Here is a 25,014-nt window from a genome sequence, read left to right as displayed (position 1 = left end):
GCGGCATTTTCGCCAACTCCGCTGGGTTGTCGCTTCGGTCCGTCGCCACGCGCGCGGGCCGTCGAACCGGCCGTCCGGCGTGTCAGCAAACACTGGAATCAACGTTTTGAACACTGCAACCGAAAGTTTCGCCCAACTCTTCGAAGAGTCGCTGTCCCGTCAGGAAATGCGGCAGGGCGAGGTGATCACCGCCGAGGTGATCCGCATCGACCACAACTTCGTGGTCGTCAACGCCGGCCTGAAATCCGAGAGCTTCATCCCGATCGAGGAGTTCCACGACGATCGCGGCGAGCTCGACGTCAAGGAAGGCGACTTCGTCTCCGTGGCGATCGAGTCGCTCGAAGACGGCTACGGCGAAACGCGGCTGTCGCGCGACCGCGCCAAGCGCCTGTCGGCCTGGATCAACCTCGAGAAGGCGCTCGAGTCGGGCGAAGTCATCGAAGGCACCGTCACCGGCAAGGTCAAGGGCGGCCTCACCGTCATGACCAACGGCATCCGCGCCTTCCTGCCCGGCTCGCTGATCGACACGCGGCCGGTCAAGGACACGACCCCGTACGAAGGCAAGACTTTCGAGTTCAAGGTCATCAAGCTGGACCGCCGCCGCAACAACGTCGTGCTGTCGCGCCGTGCCGTCGTCGAGCTCACGCAGGGCGAAGAGCGCGCCAAGCTGCTCGAGACGCTGCAGGAAGGCGCGATCGTCAACGGCGTGGTCAAGAACATCACCGACTACGGCGCGTTCATCGACCTGGGCGGCATCGACGGCCTGCTGCACATCACCGACATGGCCTGGCGCCGCGTGCGTCACCCGTCCGAGGTCCTGCAGGTCGGCCAGGAGATCACCGCCAAGGTCCTCAAGTTCGACCAGGAGCGCAACCGCGTCTCGCTGGGCGTCAAGCAGCTCGGCGACGACCCGTGGGTCGGCATCGGCCGCCGCTATCCGCAGGGCACGCGGATGTTCGGCAAGGTCACGAACATCACCGACTACGGCGCGTTCGTCGAGATCGAGCCGGGCATCGAGGGCCTGGTGCACGTGTCCGAGATGGACTGGACCAACAAGAACGTCAACCCGGGCAAGATCGTCGCCCTGGGCGACGAGGTCGAGGTCATGGTCCTGGAGATCGACGAGGACCGCCGCCGGATCTCGCTCGGCATGAAGCAGTGCCGCGCCAATCCGTGGGAAGAGTTCGCCGACAACCACCGCAAGGGCGACAAGGTCTCGGGCACGATCAAGTCGATCACCGACTTCGGCGTGTTCATCGGCCTGCCCGGCGGCATCGACGGCCTGGTGCACCTGTCCGACCTGTCGTGGAACGTCGCGGGCGAGGAAGCGGTCCGCAACTTCAAGAAGGGTGACGAGGTCGAGGCGGTCGTGCTGGCGATCGACACCGAGCGCGAGCGCATCTCGCTGGGCATCAAGCAGCTCGAGGGCGACCCGTTCAACAACTTCGTCGCCACGCACGAGAAGGGCGCGCTGGTTCGCGGCACCGTGAAGGCGGTCGACCCGAAGGGCGCCGTCGTCGAGCTGGCCGGCGACGTCGAGGGCTACCTGCGCGCTTCCGAGATCTCTCGCGACCGCGTCGAGGACGCCCGCACGCACCTGAAGGAAGGCGACGAGGTCGAGGCCATGATCGTCAACATCGACCGCAAGAACCGGTCGATCAACCTGTCGATCAAGGCGAAGGATTCGGTCGAGACCGCCGAGGCCCTGCAGCGCATGCAGGCCGAGAGCGGCGCCGCGAGCGGCACGACGAACCTGGGCGCGCTGCTGCGCGCCAAGCTCGACACCTCGAAGGAGTGACGGAGCTGCGCGCCGCCCGGCCACGGGCGGCGCGCGCCTTCCGCAGCCCCGCGCCCCCACCCGATCCCAACCACCGATCCGACGCGTTTCGCGACGTCGCACCGACATGCCCGGACGGAACGGCGAAGACCTGAACGGCGACAACCAGCTCCCGACGATGACCAAGTCGGAGCTGATCGCACGGCTTGCCGAGCGCTACCCGCAGCTCGTCGCGAAAGACGCCGAGTTCGCGGTCAAGACCATCCTCGACGCGATGGCGCGCACGCTGGCCGACGGGAACCGCATAGAGATCCGCGGCTTCGGCAGCTTTGCGCTGTCGCACCGCCCGCCGCGAGTCGGGCGCAATCCGAAGTCCGGAGAGAAGGTGCTCGTTCCCGAGAAGCGGGTACCGCACTTCAAGCCCGGCAAGGAACTGCGCGAGCGAGTCGACGCCGGCCTGCGCAGGGACCAGGACGCGGCCCGGGCCGACTGAGGTCCCGAACGGCGCCCCTTCCGCGGCCGCACGCGTCGTCTGGAGCGCCCGCGGTTTTCACCATCGCGCCGGTCTCGTTCAGAATAGCGGCTGATCGAGGCGCCGAACGGAGAGACCGATGCGGATCGTTTCCTGGCTTTTCAACTTCCTGCTCTTCCTGATCGCGCTCGGTTTCGCACTGTCGAACACCGAGCCGACGGACCTGCGTTTCCTGATCGGCGACCTCAGCTGGCGCGCGCCGCTGGTCATATTCCTGCTCGTGTTCTTCGCGGCCGGCGTGGTCATCGGACTGCTCGCCGCGGTGCCGGCCATGTTCAGGCAGCGCCGCGAGATCGCGCGCCTGAGCCGCGAGCTGCGTCATGCCACGGCCTCGAAGTCCGGGCCGGAACCGCTGCCCGCGGAGGCCGCGATCGGCCCCGGCATCGGGCTGGGCGTCTGAGCTGCGAGGGCCGATGATCGAGCTCGAGACCTGGTGGCTGCTGACGCTGCCGCTCTTCTTCGGCCTGGGCTGGTTCGCGGCGCGCTACGAAAGCCGCGGGCAGGGTCGCAGCGGGCCTCGCGACGGCCTGCCCGACGCGTACTTCAAGGGCCTCAATTTCCTGCTCAACGAGCAGCCCGACAAGGCGATCGACGCCTTCATCGACGTGGTCCGGATCGAGCCCGAGACCGTCGAGCTGCACTTCGCGCTGGGTAACCTGTTCAGGCGGCGCGGCGAGACCGACCGCGCGATCCGGGTCCACCAGAACCTGGCCGAGCGTCCGGTGCTCGACGCCGCCGAGCGCGAGCACGCGCTGTACGAGCTCGGCCAGGACTTCCTGAAGGCCGGGCTGATCGACCGCGCGGAAGACGCGTTCAATCGCCTCGAGGGCACGCGCTACGGCGCGGCCGCCTTGCGCCACCGGCTCGAGATCGCGCAGATGGTGCGGGACTGGCCGCAGGCGATCGACCTGGCCGTGCGCCTGGAGCGCGACCTGGGCGAGGACCGCAGCAGGGACATCGCGCACTTCCGCTGCGAGCTGGCGCAGCGCGCGCTCGGCGACCCGGCGGCCGGTCACGACGAGGCGCGGCGCGAGCTCGACGAAGCGGTGCGCGTCGACCCCGGCCACCCGAGGGCCTGGGTGCTCGCCGGCGAAGTGGCGCTGGCGGGCGGCGACCCCGAGGGTGCGATCGAGGCATGGCGGCGCCTGGCGTCGCAGAGCCCCGGGCACTTCTCGCTGGTTGCCGAGGGCTGGCTGCGCGCGCACGACATGGCCGGGCGGCGAGACGAGGGCATCGCGTCGCTCGAGGCGATCCAGCGCGAGCATCCGTCGATCGACGCGTTCGCGGCGCTGGCCAGCGCGCGCGCGGCGCGCGACGGCGACGCCGCGGCGCGCGGCTGGGCCGAGCAGGCGCTGCAGGCCGCGCCCTCGCTGCTGGGGCTCGAGAAGCTGCTCGCGATGAAGGCGACCCAGGTCGAGGGCCGGGAGCGCGCCGAGGTCGAGCTCACCCAGCGACTGATCCGCGCGCAGGCGCTCAGGCTGTCGCGCTACGTCTGCCGCCACTGCGGCTTCAAGGCCCGGCAGTTCTACTGGCACTGCCCGGGCTGCAATCACTGGGACACCTATGCGCCGAAGCGCAGCGAGGAGCTCGAGCGTGGCTGAGCGTCCGGACGAGGCGGCCCCGGCCCCGGCATCGCGCGCGATCGACCTGTCCGACGCACGCATCCTGGTGGTCGGCGACCTGATGCTCGACCGCTACTGGTTCGGGGACGTCGACCGGATCTCTCCCGAGGCGCCGGTGCCGGTGGTCCGGGTCCGGCGCAGCGAGGAACGGCTGGGCGGCGCCGCGAACGTGGCGCTGAACGCAGTCGTGCTGGGGGCGCCCGCCACCCTGGTCGCCGTGGTCGGCGACGACGAGGCCGGCCGCCGGGTGGCGGAGATGGCGCGGGAGCGTGGCATCGACGCCCGGCTGGCGGTGGACCCGCAGCTGCCCACCACGATCAAGCTCAGGGTCATCGGCAGGCAGCAGCAACTGCTGAGGATCGATTTCGAGCAGGCCCCGGGCGAGCAGGCGCTCGCGCGCAAGTTCGACTCGCTGCGGGCGCTGATCGGCGAGGCGCGCGCGATGGTGCTCTCCGACTACGGCAAGGGCGGTCTCGCGCAGATCCGCGAGATCATCGGGCTGGCGCGCGCGGCCGGCACGATCGTCGTCGTCGATCCGAAGGGCGACGACTGGCAGCGCTACGCCGGGGCGACGATGCTCACGCCGAACCGGGCCGAATTGCGGCAGGTGGTCGGCGCCTGGCGCGACGAGGCCGATCTCGCCGGGCGCGCGCAGCGCATCCGGCGCGAGCTCGGCCTGCGCTGGCTGCTGCTCACCCGCTCCGAGGAGGGCATGACGCTGTTCTCCGACGACGGCGCGCTGACGGTGCCCGCCCAGGCGCGCGAGGTCTACGATGTTTCCGGCGCCGGCGACACGGTCGTCGCCGTCGTGGCGGCAATGCTCGCCGCAGGCCACCCGGTCGAGGCCGCGGTGCGCCTGGCCAACCGAGCCGGCGGCATCGTCGTCGGCAAGCTGGGCACCGCGGTGGTGCTTCCCGAGGAGTTGTTCGAATGATCATCGTCACCGGCGCCGCCGGTTTCGTCGGCAGCAACCTGGTCCGGGCGCTCAACGCGCGCGGGGAGCGCGAGATCGTCGCGGTCGACAATCTTTCGCGCGCGGACAAGTTCCGCAACCTCGTCGATTGCGAGATCGCCGAATACATCGACAAGCGGGAGTTCGTCGAGCAGCTCGACCGCTACAAGGGCGCCGAGGTCATCTTCCACCAGGGGGCCTGCTCCGACACGATGGAGACCGACGGCCGCTACATGATGGAGAACAACTACCGCTACTCGCTCGCGTTGCTCAAGCACGCGGGCGCGCACGGCATCCGGCTGATCTACGCGTCCTCGGCGGCCGTCTACGGGGGCTCGGACCGCTTCGTCGAGGACCCGGCCGTCGAGCGGCCGCTGAACGTGTACGGCTACTCGAAGCTGCTGTTCGACCAGGTGGTGAGGCGCCGCATCGGCGACCGCGCCGCCACCCAGGTGGTCGGGCTGCGCTACTTCAACGTGTACGGCCCGCGCGAGTCGCACAAGGGCCGGATGGCCTCGGTCGCCTTCCACAATTTCAACCAGTTCCTGGCCGAGGGCCGGGTCAAGCTCTTCGAGGGGCACGACGGCTGGCCCGACGGCGGGCAGACCCGCGACTTCGTGCACGTCGACGACGCGGTGGCGATCAACCTGTTCTTCTACGACCACCCGGAGCGCAGCGGCGTCTTCAACTGCGGAACCGGCAAGGCACAGCCCTTCAACGACATCGCCAGCACCGTCGTCGACACGGTGCGTCGCCTGCGCGGCGAGGCGCCGCTGGGTCTCGCCGCCCAGGTCGAGCAGGGCCTCGTCGAGTACATCGCGTTTCCCGAGGCACTGAAGGGCAAGTACCAGAGCTTCACCCAGGCCGACGCCACGCGCCTGCGCGCGGCCGGCTGCGAGCACCGGTTCGCCACCGTGCAGGAAGGCGTTTCGGCCTACGTCGAATGGCTCTGGCGCAATCGCGGCTGACCGGGTTCAATCGGATGCATGGTCCGAACCCGGAGATCGGCGATGACACGACCGGCAGCCAGGCCCGCGCTGCGATGCCTCGCACTCGCCTTCGCCCTGGCGCTCGCGGGCGCCGCGCCGGCGGCAGCGGGCGTCGATGCGAACACGGCCACCCAGGTGGAGCTCGAGGCGGTCGCCGGGATCGGCCCGGCGCTGGCGGCACGCATCGTGGAAGAGCGGCGCAAGTCGCCCTTCCGCAACCTCGAAGAGCTCGAGCAGCGGGTGCGCGGGGTCGGCCCGGCCAGCCTGCGCCGCATGCAGCAGGGCGGTCTCGTGGTCCGGGGCGCCCGCCCGGCGGGCGGCGCGGAAACGATCGTCGGCGGGACCTCGCCGCCGAAGAGGCCCCGGCCCTGAACGCGACATGAACGCCACGCCCCGAAGAGCCCGCGCCGCCGAGGCGGGGCGGGCCGACGCGACGCAGGCCAGTCCTGCGGCGGCCTCGCAGCCGCCATCGCGTCCGGTCCTCTATTGGCGGCTGGTCCGGATGCACCGGCCGATCGGCAGCCTGCTGCTGCTGTGGCCCACGCTATGGGCGCTGCTGACTGCCGCCGACGGCCGGCCCGAGCCGTACCTGGTCTTTGCGTTCGTGCTGGGCACGCTGCTGATGCGCTCGGCCGGCTGCGCGATCAACGACTGGGCCGACCGCGACTTCGACCTGCACGTCGAGCGAACGCGCGAGCGCCCGCTCACCGCCGGCCTGATCGAACCGTGGGAGGCGGTCGCGGTCTTCGTCGTGCTGTCGCTGCTCGCCGCGCTGCTGGTCCTGCCGATGAACGCGCTGGTGTGGAAGCTGGCGCTGGTCGCCGCATTCCTGGCAGCCAGCTATCCGTTCACCAAGCGATTCTTCGCGCTGCCGCAGGCCTATCTGGGCATTGCCTTCGGCTTCGGCATCCCGATGGCCTACGCAGCCGTGCTCGAAGCGCTGCCGCTGTCGGCCTGGCTGATGCTGGCGGCCAACGTGGCCTGGGCGCTCGCCTACGACACCGAGTACGCGATGGTCGACCGCGAGGACGACCTGAAGATCGGCATCCGCACCGCGGCGATCACCTTCGGTCGCTTCGATGTCGCCGCGGTCATGCTCTGCTACGCGCTCACGCTCGCGCTGCTGGCCGCGGTGGGCGCGGTCGAACGCTTCCAGGGATGGTACTGGCTCGGGCTGGCGATCGCCGCGGTGATCGCCGTCTATCACTACGCGCTCATCCGGGACCGCAGCCGCGCCGGCTGCTTCCGCGCCTTCAACCACAACAACTGGTTCGGCGCGGCGATCTTCGCGGGCGTCGCCGCCGAGCACTGGTTGCCTTGAGACCCGGCCGTCAGTCGCGGCCGAACTCGTCGCCGAGCTCCACGCTGCGGCGCTGCGCTGCCTGGGTCGCGTGGGCGATCAGTCCCCTCAGGTCGGCCGCTTCCAGCTCCGCGAGCGCGGCGGCCGTCGTGCCGCCCTTCGAGGTGACCCGCTCGCGCAGCGTGGCCGGAGGCTCGGTCGACTGCGCGGCGAGCTGCGCGGCTCCCGACACCGTTCCCTGCGCGAGCGCCCGTGCCTGGGTGGGGCTCAGCCCGAGCCGCTCGGCGGCGGCCTCCAGCGCCTCGATGAACAGGAACACGTAGGCCGGTCCGCTGCCGCTGATCGCGGTGACCGCGTCGAGCTTCGACTCGTCGTCGACCCACACGGTCGTGCCGACCGCGCCGAGCACGCGTTCGGCCAGGGAGCGGTCGCCGCTGGCCAGCTCGCTCGGCGCGGCGAGTCCGGTCACGCCGAGGCCGATCAGGGCCGGCGTGTTGGGCATGGCGCGCACGATCCTGCGATGGCCGCCGAGCCAGCGCGACAGGTCGGCCGCGCGAATGCCCGCGGCGACGCTGACCACCAGCTGCCCGCCGATCGCCGGCGCCAGCGCCGCGGCCGCTTCGCGCATCTGCTGCGGCTTGACCGCCAGCACGATCAGGCCGGCCGACGCGACCGCTTCGGCGTCGATGGCCGCCAGGCCGGTCACGCCGAAGCGGGCGCCCAGCGAGTCTCGCTGCGCTTCCGAAGGGTCGACGACCAGGATGTCCGCGGCAGCCGTGCCGCGGGCGATCAGACCGCCGATCAGCGCGGCGGCCATGTTGCCGCCCCCGACGAAAAGCATCTTCATGCAGTGTTCCCCGTTGAGTTGAGTTGAGTTGCGTTGTGTCGCGCCGAGCCGGGCTGCGCGGCCCGCGCACCCCTGTCTTCGTTTCGCGTCGTGCGTGCTCGCGTGTGCGGGTCAGTCGCGGCTGCGCCGCAGGAATTGCGCGGGCCGCATCCCGAAGGCCGCGAGCACGGCCAGGTAGAGAAGGCCGGCCACGGCCACCGTGCCCAGCACGAGCGCGATCCGCGCGAGCGGCCGCGCCTGCAGGCCGATCCAGTCGACGCCGGGCACGAAGAAGCCCAGCGCGACGGCCATTGCCGCGGACGCGGCGACCGTGGCGAGAAGGAAGCGGGGCCAGCCCGGCAGCGGCCGCCAGGCGCCGCGGCGCCATAGCCCGGCCAGCAGCAGCGCGGCGTTGGCCAGCGCGCCGACCGAGATCGACAGCGCGAGCCCGGCGTGACGCAGCCAGGGCACGGTGACCAGGTTCAGCAACTGCGTGACGACCAGCACGAACAGCGCGATCTTCACCGGGGTGCGAAGGTCCTGCTTCGCGTAGAAGCCCGGCGCCAGCACCTTGACCGCGATCAGGCCGAGCAGGCCGACCGAGTAGGCGGCCACCGCCATCCGCGTCATCGCCACGTCGTTGGCGTCGAAGCGGCCGTAGTGGAAGAGCAGCGCGGTCAGCGGCTCGGCCATCAGCGCGAGCCCCACCGTGCAGGGCAGGGCGAGCACCACGCACAGCCGCAGGCCCCAGTCGAGCAGCGCCCGGTACTCGGCGTCGTCGCCCAGGCTGCCGGCGCGCGACAGGCTGGGCAGCAGCACCGTGCCCAGCGCCACGCCGAGCAGCGCGGTCGGGAACTCCATGAGCCGGTCGCCGTACGAGACCCAGGACACGCTCCCGGCGCCGAGCCGCGACGCGATGTGCGTGTTGATGATCAGGCTGATCTGCGCGACCGACACCGCCAGCAGCGCCGGGCCCATCTGCCTGAGCACCCGCCGCGTCCCCGGATCGGCGAATGCGGCAAACGGGCTTCCGATCCTCGGCAGCACGCCGATGCGCGCGAGCGCCGGAAGCTGGATCGCGAGCTGGGCGATGCCGCCGATCACGACGCCGGCGGCCAGCGCGTAGATCGGCGGGTCGAAGCGCGACGACAGGCCGAGGGCGGCGCCGATGAAGCAAAGGTTCAGCAAAACCGGCGTGAAGGCCGGGATCGCGAAGCGCTTCCAGGTGTTCAGGATGCCCGCCGCCAGCGCGACCATCGACACGAAGAGGATGTACGGGAACATCCAGCGGGTCATCGTGACCGCGGTCGCGAACACCTCGGGCTGCGCGCGCAGGCCCGAGGCCATCGCGGTGACCAGCAACGGCGCGGCCGCGACGCCGGCCGCCGACACCAGCACCAGCGTCCAGAACAGCGCGGAGGCCACGCGGTCGACGAAGCGCCGCATCTCGAGCCGTGCCTGTTCGGCCTGTACTCCGGCATCGCCGCCGGCCGCCGCGCTGGCTGCCGAATCGGCCCGGGCCTTGGCCTCGCCGAGGATCGGCACGAAGGCCTGCGAGAACGCGCCTTCGGCGAACATCCTGCGCAGCAGGTTGGGCAGCCGGAACGCGACGAAGAAGGCGTCGGTGAAGGCGGAGGCGCCGAAGATCGCCGCGGTGAGGTTCTCGCGAACCAGGCCGGTGATCCTCGACAGCAGGGTCAGCCCGCTGACCGTGGCCGCTGCGCGAAGCAGGTTCATCGGGCGGTGGCGCGCCAGCTTGTCATCGGGTCGCGAAATCGGTTATTATTCAAGGCTTTCCAGACAATTCCCGGTTCGAGTCGTCCGCCACCTGTTGCGGACGGTGCAACCGGACCGAACGGACACGGAATTCTCGCATGGCAAACATCGCTTCGGCCCGCAAGCGCGCCCGTCAGGACGTCCTGCGCAACGCGCACAACTCCAGCCTGCGCTCGCGTCTGCGCACTGCGATCAAGTCGGTTCGCAAGGCGATCGCCGCCGGTGACAAGCCTGCCGCCACCAAGTCGCTGCAGGCCGCCCAGAGCGTCATCGATCGCATCGCCGACAAGAAGATCGTTCACAAGAACGCCGCTTCGCGCTACAAGAGCCGCCTGGCGGCCGCGATCAAGGCGATGGCCTGACATCGGGCCTCGCGGGGGCCGGAGCCCTCGCGACGCTTCGATTGCGCCGCCGCTGATCCGGCGGACGACCACCCGGCCGCTGACGCGCTGGCGCCGGGGCGGAAAGCTCGACCAGGCGTCGAGCCACGGACGGGGCCTTGCCGGCCCCGTTTTCATTGGGCATCGGCGCCCGGCGTTGCCGCGGGCCTTCGCGGCCGCTCGCCGAACAGGGCCGACCCGACCCTGACGATCGTCGCCCCCTCGGCGATCGCGGACTCGAGGTCTGCCGACATGCCCATCGACAGCGTGTCGAGCGTTGCGACCGACTCCGGATGCCCGGTCGCGAGCGCATCGCGGATCTTCCCGAGAACCTCCCGCGCAGCGGCGAAGCGGCTTCGCTGCAGCGATGGATCGTCGGTCGGCTCCGGAATCGCCATCACGCCGCGAAGCCGCAGCCTGGGCTGCGCCGCGATCGCGCGGGCCACGGCCACCGCCCCCTCGGGCGGGCAGCCGCTCTTGCTCGCTTCCCCGGACACGTTGACCTGCACGCAGCACTGCAGCGGCGGCAGGCCCTCCGGACGCTGCTCGCCCAGGCGTGCCGCGATCTTCTCCCGGTCGACCGAATGGACCCAGTCGAAGCGCTCGGCGATCGTCCGGGTCTTGTTGGACTGGATCGGGCCGATGAAGTGCCATTCGAGCGGCGGCTCGAAGGACGCTTCGGGGCCCGCGCGCCGTCCGGGCGCCGCATCCGGCCGTCCATCGCGGCAGGCGTCCATCTTGGCCGTCGCTTCCTGAACATAGTTCTCGCCGAAGGCCGACTGGCCCAGGGCGGCCAGCGCGAGCACCTGCTCGGCGCCGAAGGTCTTGCTGACCGCGAGCAGCGACACCGTCGAAGGGTCGCGGCCCGCTTGCCGGCAGGCGCCGGCGATGCGCGCGCGAACGCCGTTCAGCCGCTCGGCCAGGGACCGGGGCGCCGCGTCGCTCGATTCTTCCCGCGCCGCGTCGCTCTGGCGCAACGCAGGCGTAGGAGAGGACGGGGAGGGGCTGCCGTTCATCGTCTGGATCTCCGTTCGTTCCGCCGGCGCTCGCGGTGCCGGGGGGCGGGCACGCAAGATTACAGGAACACTGCAGCATTCCGAGGGACCGTGATGGACATTGCCGAGCTGCTCGCATTCGCCGTCAAGAACAAGGCGTCCGACCTGCACCTGTCGTCGGGGCTTCCGCCGATGATCCGGGTGCACGGCGACGTTCGCCGGATCAACCTGCCTCCGATGGAACACAAGGAGGTGCACGGGATGATCTACGACATCATGAACGACTCGCAGCGCAAGGAGTACGAGGAGAACCTGGAGTGCGACTTCTCGTTCGCGATCCCCGGCCTCGCGCGCTTCCGCGTCAATGCCTTCGTGCAGCAGCGCGGCGCCGGCGCCGTGATGCGGACGATCCCGTCGAAGATCCTGTCGCTCGAGGAGTTGAACGCGCCCAAGGTCTTCCAGGAGCTCGCGATGACGCCGCGCGGCCTGGTGCTGGTGACCGGCCCGACCGGCTCGGGCAAGTCGACGACGCTCGCGGCGATGATCAACCACGTCAACGAGAACATCTACGGGCACATCCTGACCGTCGAGGACCCGATCGAGTTCGTGCACGAATCCAAGCGCTGCCTGATCAACCAGCGCGAGGTCGGGCCGATGACGCTGTCGTTCAACAATGCGCTGCGTTCGGCGCTGCGCGAGGATCCCGACGTGATCCTGGTCGGCGAGCTTCGCGACCTGGAGACGATCCGGCTGGCGCTCACCGCCGCCGAGACCGGGCACCTGGTGTTCGGGACGCTGCACACCTCGTCGGCGGCCAAGACGATCGACCGGATCATCGACGTGTTCCCGGCGGCAGAGAAGGACATGGTCCGCGCGATGCTGTCCGAGTCGCTGCGCGCGGTCGTTTCGCAGACGCTGCTCAAGACCAAGGACGGCAACGGGCGCGTCGCGGCCCACGAGATCATGATCGGCACGCCTGCGATCCGCAACCTGATCCGCGAGGCGAAGATCGCCCAGATGAACTCGGCGATCCAGACCGGCGGCGCGCTCGGCATGCAGACCCTGGACCAGTGCCTGACCGACCTGGTCCGCAAGAACCGGATCTCGATGGCCGAGGCGCGGGCCGTGGCCACGGTCAAGGAAAATTTTCCGGGCTGAAATGTCAGCCCGGAAAATTTCGGCGAAGGCTAATGCCCGCGCAGCGGGCGTTGAGCCGGCGCAGCTGGCGGCCGGAGCCAAAATTTCCCTGCGGAAGGCCGACGTTCGCGAAGCGGACGTCGAGCCGGCGAAGTAAAGGAGCATTCATGGAACGCGAACAGGCCTCCAAATTCCTGCACGACCTGCTGCGACTGATGATGAGCAAGGGGGGGTCGGACCTGTTCCTGACCGCCGAGTTCCCGCCTGCGTTCAAGATCGACGGCAAGCTGCAGCCGGTCTCCAGCGTCGCGCTGACCTCGCAGCACACGATCGAGCTCGCCCGCGCGCTGATGAACGACCGGCAGGCGGCGGACTTCGAGGCCCACAAGGAGGTGAACTTCGCGATCAGCCCGTCGGGGATCGGTCGCTTCCGGGTCAACGCGTTCATGCAGCTCGGCCGGGTCGGCATCGTGCTGCGGACCATCAACACCGAGATACCGAGCTTCGAGCAGCTGCAGTTGCCGTCGGTGCTCAAGGAGCTGGCGCTCACCAAGCGGGGGCTGATGATCGTGGTCGGCGCGACCGGCTCGGGCAAGTCGAACACGCTGGCGGCGATCGTCGGTCACCGCAACGAGAACACGCACGGGCACATCGTGACGATCGAGGACCCGGTGGAGTTCGTGCATCCGCATCGCAACTGCATCGTGACTCACCGCGAGGTGGGCGTCGACACCGAGGGCTGGGAGGTCGCGCTGAAGAACACGCTGCGGCAGGCGCCCGACGTGATCATGATCGGCGAGATCCGCGACCGCGAAACGATGGAGCACGCGGTGGCCTTCGCCGAGACCGGTCACCTGTGCCTGGCCACGCTGCACTCGAACAGCGCCAACCAGGCGCTGGACCGGATCATCAATTTCTTTCCCGAGGAGCGGCGCGCGCAGCTGCTGATGGACCTGTCGCTGAACCTGCGGGCGATCGTGTCGCAGCGGCTGATCCCGATGGCCTCTGGCAAGGGGCGGGTGCCCGCGGTGGAGATCCTGCTGAACTCCCCGCTGATCGCCGACCTGATCTTCAAGGGCGAGGTCGGCCAGATCAAGGAAATCATGAAGAAGAGTCGCGAGCTGGGCATGCAGACCTTCGACCAGGCGCTCTTCGACCTGTTCGAGTCGGGCCGCATCAGCTACGAGGATGCGCTGCGCAACGCCGATTCGGTGAACGACCTTCGCCTGAACATCAAGCTGAACAGCAAGCGCACCGAGCGCGACCTGAACGCCGGCATCGAGCACCTCGGGATCGTCTGATCCCGGCGCCGGGCCGCGCGAGCGAGCGGCTCGCGTGGCAGCGGCTCGCGGCGATGCCCGCGAGCCGCGCACCGATCACTTGTGGCGGAAGCGGATCCGCCCCTTCGTGAGGTCGTAGGGCGACAGCTCGAGCGTGACGCGGTCGCCGGCCAGCACGCGAATGCGGTGCTTCTTCATCTTGCCGGCCGCGTAGGCCGACAGTTCGTGGCCGTTGTCGAGGCGGACGCGATAGCGGGTGTCGGGCAGGACCTCTTCGACGACGCCCTGCATTTCGATCAGTTCTTCCTTCGCCATGTCTGTTTCTCCGGACGAATGCGGCGAGCGCCGACGGCGACGCGCGTCGCGGGGTTTCAAGGGACCGGGCCAGGCCGGGCAGGCGTGCCGCGCTGCGATGGCCGCCGGGCTGGCGGCCAGGCGCCGGTTCCGGCGGAACAGGCGTGGCGGCGAAATGATTCGCGGATCGGAGGTGCCGGTCGGGAACCGGCGCGCCGTTCGGGGCGCAGGCTCTAGGCCTGGAATATCCGCGCAAATCGGCTTTCGATAGGCGAAATTATACAGGGATTCGGTGAAGATGTCAGCTCGCCGGACGGGCCTGCGAGTGGATTTGCGCGCGCGGCGGCGATCCCCTATAACGGACGCGATCGCATCCGGAGTCACAGGAATGTCAGAGAGCTCAGCACGGTCCGCGCGGCGCGCCCTGGTCGCGATCGCGTTGTGCGCCGCCGCGGCCGGCGGCCCGGCGCTGGCCGACACGGTGGTGCTTCGCAACGGCGATCGCCTGAGCGGCACGATCCGCCACCTGTCCCCCGACAAGCTGACGCTGTCGACGAGGTGGGGCGGCGAGATCGCGATCGATCGCGCCGAGGTGGCCAGCTTCTCGACCGACGGACCGGTGCCCTGGTCGCCGCAGTGGGGCGGCGAGCCCCGGCGCGCCACCTTCGGCACGGCCCCGGCCCCCGGCGTGGTGACGATCGACGAAGGCGACGGGCCGCGGCAGGTCCCGATGTCGCGGGTGGCGCTGCTCAAGCCCACGCCGCAGGAAACCGAGAACGGCGTCGCCCGGAAGGGGCGCGTCACTTTCTCCACCGGCTGGTCCGAGGGCAACAGCGACAGCCAGCGGATCTGGGGCGAAGCCGACCTCGCGGCCAGGGCCCGGGACTGGCGCTACGACCTGGGGCTGAAGCTGCGACGCGAGAGCGACGGCGGCCAGACGACCGCCGATCGCTGGCTGGCCACGGGCAACTACGATCGTTTCGTCACCGAGACCCGCTTTCGCTACCTGCGCGGCTCGCTCGAGCGAGACCGCTTCAAGGACCTGACGCTGCGCAGCGCGGCCGGCGGCGGCTACGGCGTGCAGATGATCGACACCGAGCGCACCCAGTTGTCGGTGCGGGGCGGCCTCGACCTGGTCGACGAGAATCGCATCGCCACCCCGGACGACACCCACCCGGCCGCCGGCTGGGGCGTGGACTTCAAGCACCGGATAGGCTTCGCCAGCGCCGAGATGTTCCACGACCAGCAGGGCTTCTGGAACCTGGAGGACACCGGGCAGATGACCGTGCGCAGCCGCACCGGCCTGCGCCTGCCGGTGCGGGCGGGCATCACCGCTTCGCTGCAAGTCAATCTGGACTGGGAGCGGGAGCCTTCGCCGGGCCGGCGCTCGACCGACACGACCTGGCTGCTCGGCCTGGGCTACCAGTGGTGAGGCACGTGCAATGACCCATCCCGATTCCGCGGCACTGCGCTTCTTCGGGCTGGGGGCGTCGTTCGCGCTGCTCGCCGTGGCGGCCGGCGCCTTCGGCGCCCACGGCCTGCGCGCGAGGCTGGACCCGGCGATGCTCGCGGTGTTCGAGACAGGCGCCCGCTACCAGATGTACCACGCGCTCGCGCTGATCGCCGCGGCGTGGGCCGCCTCGACGCGGCCTGGGCCGCTGGCCAGCGCCGCGGGCTGGCTCTTCGTGGCCGGGATCCTCGTTTTCTCGGGAAGCCTCTACGCGCTTGCCCTGACCGGGCTGCGCGGGCTGGGCGCGATCGCGCCGGCAGGCGGGCTGGCCTTCATGGCCGGCTGGGCCTGTCTTGCCCTGTGGGCCTTTCGGGCGGCCCGAACACGTCGAACCTGAAGAAGCGGCACTCGATCGCGCCGTTGAAGAGCGGCGTGCGCCGGCTCTCCTTCATGCCGAGCTGGCGCGGCAGTGCCGGGTCGGCGCTGAGCATCCAGATCCGCCAGCCCGACCAGGATCGCCTGAGGCAATCGCCGATCGCGTGCATCGCGGCCTCGTGGGCCGGCTGCCCGGCACCCTGGGCATCGAGCCGCTCGCCGTAGGGCGGATTGGCGACGACCAGTCCGGGCTGCGCGAACGGCGGCGACAGCTTCGCGGCGTCGGCGACCCGCCAGCGGATCGCCGCGTCGGGCAGGCCGGCGCGCGCCTGGTTGCGGCGGGCGCGCGACACCGCGTCGGCATCGATGTCCGACGCGGCGATCGTCGGCGCTGCCTTGCCGGCAGCCGGGGATTCGATGCGGGCGGCCCCGGCCTGCGCGCGCCGGATCGCGTCGCCGCGCAGTCCGGCCCACAAGGCCGCGTCGTGGTCGAGCAGCCGCTCGAAGCCGAAGCCGCGGGACAGGCCTGGCGCGAGGTCGCAGGCGATGCTGGCGGCCTCGATCGCGATCGTCCCTGAGCCGCAGAACGGATCGACCAGCGGCTGCTCCGGCGTCCAGCCGGCCAGCACGAGCAGGCCGGCCGCGAGGTTCTCCTTGAGCGGCGCGTCGCCGCCGTCGTCGCGCCCCGAGCGCCAGCCGCGCTTGAACAGCGGCTCGCCCGACAGGTCGAGGTAGAGCGTGGCTTCCTGCGGCTCCAGGAACAGCCAGACCCGCGCATCGGGCGAGCGGGTGTCGATCGAGGGCCGGTCGCCGGTGCGCTCGCGCAGGCGATCGACGATCGCGTCCTTGATCCGCAGCGTGGCGAAGTTCAGGCTGCGCAGCGGCGAGCGGGTCGCGCTGGTGTCCACCCGCAGCGTGTGGCGGCCGTCGAAGTGGCGCTCCCACTCGATGCCGGCGGCGAGCCGGTAAAGGTCGTCCGGGGCGCGGTAGCGGCGCCGGCCCACCTCGCGCAGCACCCGGCTGGCCAGGCGCGAGTGCAGGTTGGCCATATACGCGACGCGCCGGTCGCCCGAGAAGGCGACGCCGCCCGCGACCGCGCGGCAGTCGCCTGCGCCCAGGCCGGCCAGCTCTGCCGCGAGCGAGGGCTCCAGGCCGCGCGGGCAGGGCGCGAAGAGATTCCAGTCCAAGTCGATGGGCCTGTGGAGGGTGACCCGAAGCGCGCGCTCAGCCGGCGGCCAGCGCGCGATCGAGGAAGTCGAGCCGGTCCTGGCCCCAGAACGGCTCGCCGCGGTACTCGTACCAGGGCGCGCCGAAGACCTTCGCGTCGATCGCGTCCTGCGTGTTGCGGTCGTAGATCCGCGCTGCGGCCTCCCGCGCGCCCTCGAGCGCGGCGAAGTCGAGGCCGCATTCGCCGGCGATCGCCCGCAGCGTGCCGGCGTCGGCGATGTCGCGCTCCTCGACCCACACCGCGCGCAGCAGCGCGCCGGCCAGCTTCAGCCCGGCTTCGTCGCCGGCCGCCTCGCGGGCGGCGACGATCAGCCGGGCCGCGTCGTCGCCGGCCACCGGGAAGAACTTCGGGTGCAGGTTCAGCGGCACGCCGAGGAACTTCGACCAGCGCTCGAGCTCGACCAGCCGGTAGGCCTGGCGCTGCGGCGCCCGCTTGGCCAGCGGCAGGCCGCCCGACACCGGGAATACCCGGTTCAGGTCGGCCGGGCGCAGGTCGATCTCCGCGCCGTGGCGTTTCGCGATCGCGATCAGGCGCTCGTGCCCCAGCCAGGTCCAGGGCGACTGCGGGGCCATGTAGTAGCGGATGGTCTTCATGTTCTTCTCCTCTGGGGCAGGACCTGCGGGATAGGGAAAGCGGCCGCGCGCGGGGATGTCGGCGGCGCGCCGGGGTCGGGGCTCGGGACCAGGCCGGTCGCTAGAAGGGCTTGACGACGACCAGCACCACGACCGCGAACAGGGCGAGCACCGGCACTTCGTTGAACCAGCGGAACCAGACGTGCGAGCGGGTGTTGGCGCCGGCCGCGAAGCGGCGCAGCAGCCGGCCGCAGGCGTGGTGGTAGCCGAGAAGCAGCACGACGATCGCGAGCTTGGCGTGCATCCAGCCGGCGCCGGCGCCGACTCCGTAGCCGAGCCACAGCCACAGGCCCAGGCCGATCGCCAGCAGCATCAGCGGCTGCATGAAGCGCCAGAGCTTGCCGGCCATCAGCATCAGCCGGTCCCGCTCGGCGCCCGGCCCCTCGACCATCGCCAGGTTCACGAAGATGCGCGGCAGGTAGAACAGCCCGGCGAACCAGCTCGTCATGAAGACGATGTGCAGCGCCTTGATCCAGAGATAGCCGGAACCCAAGGCCGCTCAGCTCCGCACCTGGCCGTCGCCGAAGACCACGTACTTCAGCGAGGTGAGCCCCTCGAGCCCGACCGGGCCGCGCGCGTGCAGCTTGTCGGTGGAGATGCCGATCTCGGCGCCCAGGCCGTACTCGAAGCCGTCGGCGAAGCGGGTGGACGCGTTGATCATGACCGACGCCGAGTCGACCTCGCGCAGGAAGCGCATCGCGCGGCCGTGGTGCTCGGTGACGATGGCGTCGGTGTGCTGCGAGCCGTAGGCAGCGATGTGCTCGATCGCGGCGTCGAGCCCCTCGACCACGCGGATCGCCAGGATCGGCGCCAGGTATTCGGTGCGCCAGTCTTCCTCGGTGGCCGCGAGGCAGCCGATGCCGGCGGCGGAGAGGATCTCGCGGGTTCGCGGGTCGCCGCGCAGCTCGACGCCCTTGTCGGCGTAGATCCGGCCGAGCGGCGGCAGCACCCGAGCCGCGATGCCCTCGGCGACCAGCAGCGTCTCCATCGTGTTGCAGGGCGAGTAGCGCTGCGTCTTGGCGTTGTCGGCGATGCGGATCGCCTTGTCGGGATCGGCCGCGTCGTCGATGTACACGTGGCAGATGCCGTCGAGGTGCTTGATCGTGGGCACCTTCGACTCGCGCGCGATCCGCTCGATCAGCGACTTGCCGCCACGCGGCACGATCACGTCGACGTATTCGGGCCGGGTGATCAGCGCGCCCACCGCGGCGCGGTCGGTGGTCGCGATCAGCTGCACCGCGTCCTCGGGCAGGCCGGCCTGCGCCAGCCCGCGGCGGATCAGTTCGGCGAGCGCCCGGTTGCTGTGGATCGCCTCGGAGCCGCCGCGCAGGATCGTGGCGTTGCCCGACTTGATGCACAGGCCGGCCGCGTCGATCGTGACGTTCGGGCGCGACTCGTAGACGATGCCGATCACGCCGAGCGGCACCCGCATCTGGCCGACCTGGATGCCGGTGGGCCGGTAGCGCAGGTTGCTCATCTCGCCGACCGGGTCGGGCAGCGCGGCGATCTGCGCGAGCCCGTCGGCCATGCCGGCGATCACCGAGTCGGTCAGCGCGAGCCGGTCGACGAAGGCCGGATCGTGGCCGGCGGCGCGGGCGGCCTCGAGGTCTTTCGCGTTGGCAGCCTTCAGCGCCGGGGCCGCGTCGCGGATCGCGGCGGCGGTGGCCTGCAGCGCGCGGTTCTTCGCGGCCGTGCCGGCGCGCGCCATCTCGCGCGAGGCGCGGCGGGCCCGGCGGCCGAGATCGGCCACGTAGGCGTCGATGTCGAGGGTGCGGGAGTCAAGGTCCACGGTCGTTCCTGGCCGGCAGCGGGGCGCCGGCGATCGCGAGGGCGAGCGTCTCGAGCGCGCGCCACGCGTCGCCCGCTGCAAGCCCCTTCATCATTCTATCGGTCCGGGCCGCCCCTTGCAGCGCGTCCCTGACCGCCTGCGCGTCGAGCCGGCGCAGGGCCGACTGGAAGAGCTGCTCGCGCGGCCCGAACACGCGCGCCGCGCGCAACTCGCCGGCCAGCGGGCGGCCCGCGACGATCGCCTCGTGCAGGCGCAACAGCGTGCGCAGCGCGTCGGCCACGCTCCAAAGCACCAGCGGCCCCGCTTCGCCTTCGGCGCGCAGGCCGTCGAGCGTGCGCATCACGCGCGCGGCGTCGCCGGCGAGCATCGGATCGACCAGGTCGAAGGCGCCGTAGCGGGCCACGTTGAGCACCGCGGCGCGGGTCTCGTCGGGCGGCAGCTCGCCTTCCGGAAAGAGCAGCGCGAGCTTGCGGATTTCCTGGTGAGCGGCCAGCAGGTTGCCCTCGACCCGCTCGGCAATGAATTCGAGTGTGGCCGGGTCGGCGCGCTGGTTCTGGCGCGCCAGCCGGGCGCCGATCCACTGCGGCAGTTGCTGGCGCGAGACCGGGTACACCGGCACGACCAGCGCGTGCCGGTCGACGGCGGCGAACCAGGCGCTGTCGGTGACCGAGCGGTCCAGCCTGGGGCTCAGCACCAGCACCCGGACCGCGTCGGCAAGGCGGGACGCGATCTCGGCGAGCGCCTGGCCGAGTTCCTTGCCGGGCTTGGCCGGCAGGCGCAGCTCGAGCAGCTTGCCGTCGCCGAACAGGGACAGCGCGCCGGCCTCGGCGGCCAGCGCCTCGGGCCGGAAGCCCCGGCCGCCTTCGAACACGATGCGCTCGGTCGCGCCGGCTGCCCGCGCCGCCGCCCGGACCGCGTCGGAGGCCTCGAGCGCCAGCAGCGGCTCGTCGCCGTGGATCCACACGAGCGGCGGCAGCCCGCGGGCGATCGCGGCCGCCAGCCCCTCGGGACGAACCTGGCTCACGGCCGCTTCGGGATCGCCGCAAGGCGGCGCAGCAGCTGCTGGACCAGGTCGGACTGCATGTCGCGATAGAGCAGCTCTTCTTCCTGCTGCTTCGCGACGACCTCGATGTCGGTCGACGTGATGTCGCGGCTCAGCACCAGCTCGGTCGGCGGCAGCAGCTCCTGCGACCGAGCGTCGACGACCCGAAAACTGAAGCGCAGCCGCAACTGGTACTCGCGCGGGCGGCCGGTGCTCGAGAAGGCGACGACCTCGCGCTCGCGCTGCTCGCGAAGCACCTCGAGCCTGGCCTCTGCCTGGGCGGGGTCGTCGACCAGTTCGGTGTCCTCGGCCACCCGGACCAGGCGCCGGAACTCGGCACCGATTGCCGAGGTGGGGGCGAAGCCGGCGTACAGCGTGCGAAAGGGCAGGGCGGCCGAGCGACGGAGCTTGAAGCCGCAGCCCGCGAGCAGCGCGGCGGCGCCGGCCAGGCCGGTCGCGAGCAGTCGCCGCCGCGCGCCCACGGGTTCAGACCACCAGGTTCACGAGCCTGCCGGGCACGACGATCGTCTTGCGCGGCGAGCGACCCTCGGCATGGCGGGCCCAGGCGTCGGTGGCGGTCGCCGCGGCCTCGATCGCCGCGCGGTCGGCCTGAGCGGGCACCTTGACCGAGCCGCGAACCTTCCCGTTGATCTGCAGCACCAGCTCGATCTCGTCCTGTACCAGCGCGGCCTCGTCGACCTGCGGCCAGGGCGCGTCGAGCAGCGGGCCGTGCGCGTCGGCCAGCCCGAGGTCCTGCCAGAGCGCCTGCGTGACGTGCGGCACGACCGGGTACAGCACCCGGACCAGGATCGACAGCGCCTCGCGCAGCACCGCGGCGCCGGCCGGGCCGTCGGCGATCGACGCGCCCTCGATCGCGTTGAGCATCTTCATCGCGGCCGAGACCACGGTGTTGTACTGCTTGCGCTGGTAGTCGTAGTCGGCCTGCTTCAGGATCGTGTGGATCTCGCGGCGCAGCGCCTTCTGGGCCTCGTCGAGCGCGGCCGCGTCGACCGGCCCCGCGCCGCGCACCGCGGCGTGGCGCGCGTGCCCGCAGGCCCAGAGCCGGCGCAGGAAGCGCTGCGCGCCCTCGACGCCGGCGCCCGACCACTCGAGCGTCTGCTCGGGGGGCGAGGCGAACATCACGAACAGGCGAGCGGTGTCGGCGCCGTACTCGTCGATCAGCGACTGCGGATCGACGCCGTTGTTCTTGCTCTTGGACATCGTGCCGATGCCGCCGTACTCGACCGACTCGCCGTCGGTCTTCGAGCGGCACGAAACCGGCTTGCCGGTCTCGTCGTGGATCCACTCGATGTCGTCGGCCCAGAAGTACTCGATGCCGCCCTTGTCGCCCTTGCGGAAGAAGATGTGGTTGAGGACCATCCCCTGGCACAGCAGGTTGGTGAACGGCTCGTCGAACTTCACCAGCCCGCGCGCGGCGTCGCCCGGGAAGTCGCCCCGGATGTCGCGCATCACCTTGGTCCAGAAGCGCGCGTACAGCAGGTGCAGCACCGCATGCTCGATGCCCCCGATGTACTGGTCCATCGGCATCCAGTAGTCGTTGCGCGCGTCGACCATCGCATCGGCGTTGTCGGGCGAGCAGTAGCGCATGTAGTACCACGACGAATCGACGAAGGTGTCCATCGTGTCGGTCTCGCGCCGGGCGGGCTTGCCGCACTTCGGGCACCGGCACTTCAGGAAGGCCTCGTTCTTCGCGAGCGGGTTGCCGCTGCCGTCGGGGATCAGGTCCTCGGGCAGCACGACAGGCAGGTCCTCGTAAGGCACCGGCACCGCGCCGCAGTCGTCGCAGTGGATGATCGGGATCGGCGTGCCCCAGTAGCGCTGGCGCGAGATGCCCCAGTCGCGCAGCCGGTACTGCACGCGCTTCTCGCCCAGCCCCTTCGCGGCCAGGTCGGCGGCGATCGCGTCGACCGCGGCCTCGTAGGGCAGGCCGTCGTACCTGCCGGAGTTCACGCAGGCCACGCCGTCCTTCTGCGCGTACCACTCCTGCCAGGCGTCGGTGGAGAAATCCGTGCCGGCGGGCTGGCCGGCGCGCGCCACCACCTGCCGGATCGGCAGGCCGAACTTCTTCGCGAAGGCGAAGTCGCGTTCGTCGTGGGCCGGCACGCCCATCACCGCGCCGTCGCCGTAGCTCATCAGCACGTAGTTGCCGATCCAGACCTCGACCGGCTCGCCGGTCAGCGGATGGGTGACGGTGAGGCCGGTCGGGCGGCCGTCCTTCTCGCGGGTGGCCATCTCGGCCTCGGTCACGCCGCCCTTGCGGCACTCCTCGACGAAGGCGGCGAGTTCGGGGTCGGCAGCGGCGGCGACCTCGGCGATCGGGTGCTCGGGCGCCACCGCCACGAAGGTGACGCCCATGATCGTGTCGGCCCGCGTGGTGAACACGTACATGCGGCCGTCGTCGACCAGTTTGCCCCGGGCGTCACGGATGTCGTGGGTGAACGCGAAACGAACGCCGGTCGAGCGGCCGATCCAGTTCTCCTGCATCAGCTTGACCCGCTCGGGCCAGCCCAGGCCCTCGAGGCCCGAGATCAGCTCGTCGGCATAGCGGGTGATGCCGAGGTAGTACATCGGGATCTCGCGCTTTTCCACCAGCGCGCCGGAGCGCCAGCCGCGTCCGTCGATGACCTGCTCGTTGGCAAGCACCGTCTGGTCGACCGGGTCCCAGTTCACGGTGCCGGTCTTCAGGTAGGCGATGCCGTGCTCGAGCATCTTCAGGAACAGCCACTGGTTCCACTTGTAGTAGTCGGGCGAGCAGGTCGCGACCTCGCGCGACCAGTCGATCGCCAGCCCCATCGCCTGCATCTGCTTCTTCATGTAGGCGATGTTGTCCCAGGTCCACTTCGCCGGCGCCACGCGGTTCTTCATCGCGGCGTTCTCGGCGGGCAGGCCGAAGGCGTCCCAGCCCATCGGCATCAGCACGTTGTAGCCGTTCATCCGCAGATGCCGGTACATCACGTCGTTGATCGTGTAGTTGCGCACGTGCCCCATGTGCAGCTTGCCCGACGGGTAGGGCAGCATCGAGCAGGCGTAGAACTTGCCCTTGGGGAATCGCGGATCGTTCTCGACAGCGCGGTAGGCGTCGCTCGCCTGCCACTGGGCCTGGGCGGCGGCTTCGACCGAGCGGGCGTCGTATTTCTCTTGCATGGCGCGAAAGGGGCTCGGGAGGGGGCTGGAAGGTCAAACCTTCAAGTTTACACGGGCGCCGGCATGCGGAACGGCCGCGATCGAATGTGGTTAAACTTCGCCCCGATCACCCGAAAACGAAACGAAGCCACCGGGCGCTTTCCGAAATGAGCGATTTCACCAACGATATCGAGGGGGAGGACGGGCGGGGAAACCTCGCCGACTCCGGTTCCACGGAATCCACGACGGCCCGGGCCGGCGCCGACCCGGTGCCGGCCGGCTCGGCGATCCTGCGGGCGATGCGGGTGCTGGAGGCGATCGCCGCCTGCCACGCGCCGCCGCAGCTGGCCGAGATCTGCAAGGCGGTCGACCTGCCCAAGCCCACGGTGTTCCGGATCCTTTCAACGCTCGAGCACGCCGGCCTGGTGGGGCGCGAGCCCGGCAGCAAGCGCTATCACTGCGGGCCGCGGATGAACCAGCTGGCGGGCGAGGTGCTGATGACCTCGCCCGCCAGGTCTGCCCGCCGGGCGATCCTGGAGGAGCTGGTCGAGCAGGTCGGCGAGACCTGCAACCTGACGATCGCCAACGGCAACACGGTGCTCTGCCTGGACCGGGTCGAGACGTCCTGGCCGCTGAAGATCACGATCACCGCTGGCACCACCGTGCCGATCCACTCGTCGGCCAGCGGCAAGCTCTTCATGGCGCACATGCCGCGGCGCAGCCGCGAGCGACTGGTGCGCCAGCTCCCGCTGGTGCGCAACACGCCGCACACGCTGACCGATCCGTCCAGGCTGTTCGAGGAATTCGAGAAGATCCGCCAGCAGGGCTACTCGACCGAGCGCGAGGAGTACCTGTCGGGCATCTTCGCGATGGCCGTGCCGGTCCACGATGCCGACGGCCGGGTGGCGGCCGCCGTGTCGATCCACGCGCCGGTGTCGCGGCTGCCGATGGACGAGGCGGTGCAGCTGCTGCCCGAGCTGCAGTCGGCGGCGGAGGCGATGGGCCAGACGCTCGACTGGTGAGCTCGCTCGGCTGACCGGTCTCGCGCTCCGCTTTTGCGTGCGCCCGGTCCGGCGGGGGCTCGGCTTCGCTGCGGACAGGGTGCTGCGGCCCCCGCTGCGCGGGGGCTTCCCTCGCCTTCCTCGTACGCGGCGGCTCGGGCGCAACTCGCGAGCCCTGCGGGCTCGCTCAGACAGCGCCCTCGCTGATCGCCGCTCCCTTCGGAAGCGCTCGGCTGGCACACTGTCCGCAGCGAAGCCGAGCCCCCGCCGGACCTGGATGTCGCGTGTGTGCGGGAGCGCGAGGGCGCTCGCCTCGCTCGCGCCCTTGGGCTTCGGCATGCGGAAGCATTACGGCTGCGTTAGGACGCGGGCGCGCTGACGCCCGGTGTGCCGATCGTGTCTGGCGCCGCGCATGCCACGACCCTCCAGGGTGGCGTTCGGGGGGATTCCGTTTCCGGACATTGGGCAAGCGGCGGGCTACCGAAGGAGCCGG

At 70.6% G+C, this 25,014-nt stretch carries 25 protein-coding genes; 14 read left to right on the top strand and 11 right to left on the bottom strand.

Annotation, left to right across the window (positions count from 1 at the left end; translation table 11 throughout):
* Positions 1-106: 106 nt before the first annotated feature.
* From rpsA to ubiA, 8 genes are all read left to right on the top strand, one after another.
* Entirely contained in the window at positions 107-1,798 is a 1,692-nt protein-coding gene (gene rpsA, locus M6I34_RS05815) for a 30S ribosomal protein S1 (protein WP_418953474.1), read from the top strand.
* 157 nt (positions 1,799-1,955) lie between these two features.
* Positions 1,956-2,270 (top strand): integration host factor subunit beta, encoded by a 315-nt coding sequence (locus tag M6I34_RS05810; RefSeq protein ID WP_272486615.1) that lies wholly within the window; start codon positions 1,956-1,958, stop codon positions 2,268-2,270.
* 118 nt (positions 2,271-2,388) lie between these two features.
* Positions 2,389-2,709 carry a LapA family protein gene (locus M6I34_RS05805; protein WP_272484754.1) on the top strand — a complete coding sequence of 107 codons (321 nt, stop codon included), beginning with the start codon at positions 2,389-2,391 and terminating at the stop codon, positions 2,707-2,709.
* Positions 2,710-2,722: 13 nt separating this feature from the next.
* Positions 2,723-3,910 carry a lipopolysaccharide assembly protein LapB gene (lapB, locus tag M6I34_RS05800; protein WP_336254436.1) on the top strand — a complete coding sequence of 396 codons (1,188 nt, stop codon included), beginning with the start codon at positions 2,723-2,725 and terminating at the stop codon, positions 3,908-3,910.
* Positions 3,873-4,865 carry a D-glycero-beta-D-manno-heptose-7-phosphate kinase gene (gene rfaE1 / locus M6I34_RS05795; RefSeq protein WP_272484753.1) on the top strand — a complete coding sequence of 331 codons (993 nt, stop codon included), beginning with the start codon at positions 3,873-3,875 and terminating at the stop codon, positions 4,863-4,865. The genes lapB and rfaE1 overlap by 38 nt, the downstream gene beginning before the upstream one ends.
* Positions 4,862-5,851: an ADP-glyceromanno-heptose 6-epimerase gene (gene rfaD / locus M6I34_RS05790; protein ID WP_272484752.1), complete on the top strand. Its 990-nt coding sequence runs from the start codon at positions 4,862-4,864 to the stop codon at positions 5,849-5,851. The genes rfaE1 and rfaD overlap by 4 nt, the downstream gene beginning before the upstream one ends.
* Before the next feature lie 42 nt (positions 5,852-5,893).
* Positions 5,894-6,244: a ComEA family DNA-binding protein gene (locus M6I34_RS05785; protein WP_272484751.1), complete on the top strand. Its 351-nt coding sequence runs from the start codon at positions 5,894-5,896 to the stop codon at positions 6,242-6,244.
* A gap of 7 nt (positions 6,245-6,251) precedes the next feature.
* Positions 6,252-7,193, top strand: a complete 942-nt coding sequence (gene ubiA / locus M6I34_RS05780; protein WP_272484750.1) for a 4-hydroxybenzoate octaprenyltransferase — start codon at positions 6,252-6,254, stop codon at positions 7,191-7,193.
* A 10-nt stretch (positions 7,194-7,203) separates the two neighbouring features.
* Here the strand turns inward: ubiA and proC are convergent, their stop codons facing one another.
* On the bottom strand, positions 7,204-8,019 hold the full coding sequence (proC, locus tag M6I34_RS05775) for a pyrroline-5-carboxylate reductase (protein ID WP_272484749.1): 816 nt from the start codon (positions 8,017-8,019) through the stop codon (positions 7,204-7,206).
* Between the two features lie 111 nt (positions 8,020-8,130).
* Complete coding sequence (murJ, locus tag M6I34_RS05770; protein WP_272484748.1) at positions 8,131-9,735, bottom strand: murein biosynthesis integral membrane protein MurJ; 1,605 nt, start codon at positions 9,733-9,735, stop codon at positions 8,131-8,133.
* A 137-nt stretch (positions 9,736-9,872) separates the two neighbouring features.
* On the opposite strand from murJ, the gene rpsT reads away from it, so the two are divergent.
* Complete coding sequence (gene rpsT, locus M6I34_RS05765) at positions 9,873-10,136, top strand: 30S ribosomal protein S20 (RefSeq protein WP_272484747.1); 264 nt, start codon at positions 9,873-9,875, stop codon at positions 10,134-10,136.
* Positions 10,137-10,288: 152 nt separating this feature from the next.
* Here the strand turns inward: rpsT and M6I34_RS05760 are convergent, their stop codons facing one another.
* Complete coding sequence (locus tag M6I34_RS05760) at positions 10,289-11,170, bottom strand: YggS family pyridoxal phosphate-dependent enzyme (RefSeq protein WP_272484746.1); 882 nt, start codon at positions 11,168-11,170, stop codon at positions 10,289-10,291.
* A 93-nt stretch (positions 11,171-11,263) separates the two neighbouring features.
* On the opposite strand from M6I34_RS05760, the gene M6I34_RS05755 reads away from it, so the two are divergent.
* Both M6I34_RS05755 and M6I34_RS05750 read left to right on the top strand, forming a co-directional pair.
* The gene (locus M6I34_RS05755) at positions 11,264-12,307 is read left to right on the top strand and encodes a type IV pilus twitching motility protein PilT (RefSeq protein WP_272484745.1); all 1,044 of its coding nucleotides are present in this window, start codon (positions 11,264-11,266) and stop codon (positions 12,305-12,307) included.
* A 146-nt stretch (positions 12,308-12,453) separates the two neighbouring features.
* Positions 12,454-13,587, top strand: coding sequence for a PilT/PilU family type 4a pilus ATPase (locus M6I34_RS05750; protein ID WP_272484744.1), 1,134 nt, complete (start codon positions 12,454-12,456; stop codon positions 13,585-13,587).
* 75 nt (positions 13,588-13,662) lie between these two features.
* On the opposite strand, the gene infA is transcribed toward M6I34_RS05750, so the two are convergent.
* Positions 13,663-13,881: a translation initiation factor IF-1 gene (gene infA / locus M6I34_RS05745; protein WP_272484743.1), complete on the bottom strand. Its 219-nt coding sequence runs from the start codon at positions 13,879-13,881 to the stop codon at positions 13,663-13,665.
* A 367-nt stretch (positions 13,882-14,248) separates the two neighbouring features.
* Here infA and M6I34_RS05740 point away from each other — a divergent pair, with 367 nt between their 5' ends.
* Positions 14,249-15,292, top strand: a complete 1,044-nt coding sequence (locus M6I34_RS05740; RefSeq protein ID WP_272484742.1) for a DUF481 domain-containing protein — start codon at positions 14,249-14,251, stop codon at positions 15,290-15,292.
* A 10-nt stretch (positions 15,293-15,302) separates the two neighbouring features.
* Entirely contained in the window at positions 15,303-15,707 is a 405-nt protein-coding gene (locus M6I34_RS05735) for a DUF423 domain-containing protein (protein ID WP_272484741.1), read from the top strand.
* On the opposite strand, the gene M6I34_RS05730 is transcribed toward M6I34_RS05735, so the two are convergent.
* The 7 genes from M6I34_RS05730 to leuS form a co-directional block, all read right to left on the bottom strand.
* Complete coding sequence (locus M6I34_RS05730) at positions 15,643-16,872, bottom strand: THUMP domain-containing class I SAM-dependent RNA methyltransferase (protein WP_272484740.1); 1,230 nt, start codon at positions 16,870-16,872, stop codon at positions 15,643-15,645. The two genes, M6I34_RS05735 and M6I34_RS05730, sit on opposite strands and share 65 nt — an antisense overlap.
* A 37-nt stretch (positions 16,873-16,909) precedes the next feature.
* Entirely contained in the window at positions 16,910-17,506 is a 597-nt protein-coding gene (locus tag M6I34_RS05725; RefSeq protein WP_272484739.1) for a 2-hydroxychromene-2-carboxylate isomerase, read from the bottom strand.
* 100 nt (positions 17,507-17,606) lie between these two features.
* Entirely contained in the window at positions 17,607-18,038 is a 432-nt protein-coding gene (locus M6I34_RS05720) for a CopD family protein (protein ID WP_272484738.1), read from the bottom strand.
* 6 nt (positions 18,039-18,044) lie between these two features.
* Complete coding sequence (locus M6I34_RS05715) at positions 18,045-19,253, bottom strand: glutamate-5-semialdehyde dehydrogenase (protein WP_418953534.1); 1,209 nt, start codon at positions 19,251-19,253, stop codon at positions 18,045-18,047.
* Positions 19,254-19,323: 70 nt separating this feature from the next.
* Positions 19,324-20,358, bottom strand: a complete 1,035-nt coding sequence (holA, locus tag M6I34_RS05710; RefSeq protein WP_272484736.1) for a DNA polymerase III subunit delta — start codon at positions 20,356-20,358, stop codon at positions 19,324-19,326.
* Complete coding sequence (locus M6I34_RS05705; protein ID WP_272484735.1) at positions 20,355-20,858, bottom strand: LPS-assembly lipoprotein LptE; 504 nt, start codon at positions 20,856-20,858, stop codon at positions 20,355-20,357. The genes holA and M6I34_RS05705 overlap by 4 nt, the downstream gene beginning before the upstream one ends.
* 4 nt (positions 20,859-20,862) lie before the next feature.
* Positions 20,863-23,541, bottom strand: a complete 2,679-nt coding sequence (gene leuS, locus M6I34_RS05700; protein WP_272484734.1) for a leucine--tRNA ligase — start codon at positions 23,539-23,541, stop codon at positions 20,863-20,865.
* Between the two features lie 146 nt (positions 23,542-23,687).
* Between leuS and M6I34_RS05695 the strand changes: the two genes are divergently transcribed.
* On the top strand, positions 23,688-24,542 hold the full coding sequence (locus tag M6I34_RS05695; protein WP_272484733.1) for an IclR family transcriptional regulator: 855 nt from the start codon (positions 23,688-23,690) through the stop codon (positions 24,540-24,542).
* Positions 24,543-25,014 lie beyond the last annotated feature (472 nt).

The organism is Zeimonas sediminis (assembly GCF_023721795.1).
Lineage (GTDB): Bacteria > Pseudomonadota > Gammaproteobacteria > Burkholderiales > Burkholderiaceae_E > Zeimonas > Zeimonas sediminis.
This window is presented reverse-complemented; position numbering and strand designations above follow the sequence as displayed.

What these genes read in the sequence shown, in the direction of transcription:
- M6I34_RS05810 (WP_272486615.1), top strand. Translation starts at nt 1,956, where the DNA reads ATGACCAAGTCGGAGCTGATCGCACGGCTTGCCGAGCGCTACCCGCAG.
- M6I34_RS05805 (WP_272484754.1), top strand. Translation starts at nt 2,389, where the DNA reads ATGCGGATCGTTTCCTGGCTTTTCAACTTCCTGCTCTTCCTGATCGCG.
- lapB (WP_336254436.1), top strand. Translation starts at nt 2,723, where the DNA reads ATGATCGAGCTCGAGACCTGGTGGCTGCTGACGCTGCCGCTCTTCTTC.
- rfaE1 (WP_272484753.1), top strand. Translation starts at nt 3,873, where the DNA reads ATGCGCCGAAGCGCAGCGAGGAGCTCGAGCGTGGCTGAGCGTCCGGAC.
- rfaD (WP_272484752.1), top strand. Translation starts at nt 4,862, where the DNA reads ATGATCATCGTCACCGGCGCCGCCGGTTTCGTCGGCAGCAACCTGGTC.
- M6I34_RS05785 (WP_272484751.1), top strand. Translation starts at nt 5,894, where the DNA reads ATGACACGACCGGCAGCCAGGCCCGCGCTGCGATGCCTCGCACTCGCC.
- ubiA (WP_272484750.1), top strand. Translation starts at nt 6,252, where the DNA reads ATGAACGCCACGCCCCGAAGAGCCCGCGCCGCCGAGGCGGGGCGGGCC.
- proC (WP_272484749.1), bottom strand. Translation starts at nt 8,019, where the DNA reads ATGAAGATGCTTTTCGTCGGGGGCGGCAACATGGCCGCCGCGCTGATC.
- murJ (WP_272484748.1), bottom strand. Translation starts at nt 9,735, where the DNA reads ATGAACCTGCTTCGCGCAGCGGCCACGGTCAGCGGGCTGACCCTGCTG.
- rpsT (WP_272484747.1), top strand. Translation starts at nt 9,873, where the DNA reads ATGGCAAACATCGCTTCGGCCCGCAAGCGCGCCCGTCAGGACGTCCTG.
- M6I34_RS05760 (WP_272484746.1), bottom strand. Translation starts at nt 11,170, where the DNA reads ATGAACGGCAGCCCCTCCCCGTCCTCTCCTACGCCTGCGTTGCGCCAG.
- M6I34_RS05755 (WP_272484745.1), top strand. Translation starts at nt 11,264, where the DNA reads ATGGACATTGCCGAGCTGCTCGCATTCGCCGTCAAGAACAAGGCGTCC.
- M6I34_RS05750 (WP_272484744.1), top strand. Translation starts at nt 12,454, where the DNA reads ATGGAACGCGAACAGGCCTCCAAATTCCTGCACGACCTGCTGCGACTG.
- infA (WP_272484743.1), bottom strand. Translation starts at nt 13,881, where the DNA reads ATGGCGAAGGAAGAACTGATCGAAATGCAGGGCGTCGTCGAAGAGGTC.
- M6I34_RS05740 (WP_272484742.1), top strand. Translation starts at nt 14,249, where the DNA reads ATGTCAGAGAGCTCAGCACGGTCCGCGCGGCGCGCCCTGGTCGCGATC.
- M6I34_RS05735 (WP_272484741.1), top strand. Translation starts at nt 15,303, where the DNA reads ATGACCCATCCCGATTCCGCGGCACTGCGCTTCTTCGGGCTGGGGGCG.
- M6I34_RS05725 (WP_272484739.1), bottom strand. Translation starts at nt 17,506, where the DNA reads ATGAAGACCATCCGCTACTACATGGCCCCGCAGTCGCCCTGGACCTGG.
- M6I34_RS05715 (WP_418953534.1), bottom strand. Translation starts at nt 19,253, where the DNA reads ATGGCGCGCGCCGGCACGGCCGCGAAGAACCGCGCGCTGCAGGCCACC.
- leuS (WP_272484734.1), bottom strand. Translation starts at nt 23,541, where the DNA reads ATGCAAGAGAAATACGACGCCCGCTCGGTCGAAGCCGCCGCCCAGGCC.
- M6I34_RS05695 (WP_272484733.1), top strand. Translation starts at nt 23,688, where the DNA reads ATGAGCGATTTCACCAACGATATCGAGGGGGAGGACGGGCGGGGAAAC.